2 protein-coding genes and 1 pseudogene are annotated in these 2,169 nt (G+C 60.1%); 1 reads left to right on the forward strand and 2 read right to left on the reverse strand.

The features are described from left to right. Positions 1–437 (forward strand): annotated as a pseudogene (locus PFH44_RS27000) (inverse autotransporter invasin YchO); the annotation flags it as partial. On the opposite strand, the gene narL reads toward PFH44_RS27000, so the two are convergent. Together narL and narX are read right to left on the reverse strand one after the other, a co-directional pair. After that, positions 434–1,084 (reverse strand): two-component system response regulator NarL, encoded by a 651-nt coding sequence (narL, locus tag PFH44_RS27005; RefSeq protein WP_041146087.1) that lies wholly within the window; start codon positions 1,082–1,084, stop codon positions 434–436. The pseudogene PFH44_RS27000 and the gene narL overlap by 4 nt on opposite strands. A 9-nt stretch (positions 1,085–1,093) precedes the next feature. Then, positions 1,094–2,169 (reverse strand): nitrate/nitrite two-component system sensor histidine kinase NarX (gene narX / locus PFH44_RS27010; protein WP_283826751.1); only part of this gene is annotated, 1,076 nt, incomplete at its 5' end.

Below are 2,169 nucleotides of genomic sequence, written 5' to 3' on the forward strand. Positions count from 1 at the left end.
AGGTGGCGATCAGCCGCTCCCTGCGCGGCAGCCGCTACGACAGCCCGGAGCGCGATAATTTGCCGGTGGTCGAGTATCGCCAGCGTAAATCGCTATCGGCCTATCTGGCGACGCCGCCGTGGGATCTGCAGTCGGGGGAAACGGTGCAGCTTAAGCTGCAGATTCGTAGCCTGCATGGAATTAAGTCGCTGAAGTGGCAAGGGGATACGCAGCTGCTGAGTTTGACGTCGCCGGTAGATGCCAATAGCCCTGACGGCTGGAGCGTGATTTTGCCGGCCTGGAGCGGTGAACCCGGCGCGACCAACCTGTGGCACCTGTCGGTGGTGGTTGAAGATAAAACAGGTCAGCGCGTCTCATCCAATGAGATCGCACTGGCGCTGACCGAGCCGCTGGTAAAATTCTCGGCCGAGGGCGTATCCTGGCGAGAGCTGCCCTAGAAAACGCGCTCCTGGTGTACCCAAACCGCGGCTTCGACGCGCGATTTCAGCTTCATTTTCTTCAGCATATGCTTAACGTGTACTTTCACGGTGCTTTCGGTTATCTCCAGACGGCGCGCGATCATTTTGTTCGGCAGGCCCTGGGCGATAAGCTTGAGGATATCGCGCTCGCGCGGGGTCAGCTGGCTGATATCGCGGTCCGAGGTGGCGCGGTTGGCGCGCAGGCTCGCCGCCAGCACCGGCGTTAACGCCTCGCTCAGCACCATCTCGCCGGCCGCCGCCTGCTGCAGGGCCTTAAGCAGATCTTCCGGCTCCATGTCCTTGAGCAGGTAGCCGTCGGCGCCGCGTTTTAAGGCGGTGACCACGTCCTCTTCATGGTTGGAGACGCTGAATACCACCACCCGGCCAGAGAGCGACTTCTCGCGCAGCTTATCGAGGGTTTCCAGGCCGTTCATGCCCGGCATGTTGAGATCCAGCAGGATCAGGTCTGGATCCAGCGACTCCGCCAGCGCAATGCCTTGTTCGCCGTTGCTGGCTTCGCCGATCACCTGAATGTCGGATGCCATGCTAACCAGCTGTTTAACGCCGGTGCGCAGCATCGGGTGATCGTCAATGAGAAGGATGGTTGCCCGTTCCTGTTGACTCATGGGGTTCTCCTATTGGATTGAAAACGATTTTTCCGGGATAAAAGTGACGACCACTTCGGTACCGCCCGTCTCGCGACGGCGTACCTGGCAGTCTCCGCGCAGGCTCTGGGCGCGATCCCGCATAATAATTAAACCGTAATGGTTACTCCGTTCGGCATGGTCTGGTACGCCGCGGCCATTATCCGCGACCACCAGCCTGACCTGATTATCCCGCAGCGACACGGTTACGGTGACCTCCGTCGCTTTGGCGTGCTTCAGCGCATTACTGAGCGCCTCGCGGGCGATTTGCAGCACATGGATCGCCTGGTGCGAGGGGACGAAACGCGGCGGCAGCTGGTAGTCCAGCCTGACCGTAAAGCCGAAGTGGGCGCTGTATTCCATGCAGCTGGCTTCCAGCGCCGGACGCAGTCCCGGTTCGGTTAACTGTAGCCGGAAGGTGGTCAGCAGCTCGCGAAGCTGTGCCCAGGAGGTGTTCAGCTCGTTACGGATCTGACCCAGCAGCTGGCGACTCTCTTCCGGTAAATGTTCTCCCTGCATCTGCAGACAGCTGACCTGCATCTTCATGCAGGAGAGCGACTGGGCAATCGAGTCGTGCAGTTCGCGCGCGATAGTGGCCCGCTCCTCCATGACGATCAGCTGCTGCTGATGCTCCTGATGTCTGTCCAGCGCCAGGGTCGAGGTCAGCTGTTCGACCAGGGTATCCACCAGCTGCTGCTGATCGTGGCTCAGATGGCGGCCCACCGGCAGAGTGGCCAGCAGAATGCCGTACTGGTTATGGGCATCAGAGAGCCGCCATTTCAGCGTTGCCCCGCCGTCGGGCAGCGGCGGCAGATCGCGCGGGCATAAATAACAGCCTTTATCATCGCAGTGTAAATCTGAATGACAGGCGAATTCCTGATGGTTGTCTTCATCTTCGAGGTCATAGACCCTGACTTCAATATCGCGCAGCAGCGTCAGCCCCTGCAGGCCATTAAGCACCGGCGAGATCCGCTCGCAGAGCGGGGCGCTGGAGTGCAGCCGGCGGTTGGCCTGCCACAAAAACGCGAGGATTTCGTTTTTCTGCTCCAGACCGGCGGGTTTTTTCT

Source organism: Klebsiella sp. Ech2A (assembly GCF_030078455.1).
In the GTDB taxonomy this organism is placed as follows: Bacteria; Pseudomonadota; Gammaproteobacteria; order Enterobacterales; family Enterobacteriaceae; genus Klebsiella; species Klebsiella terrigena.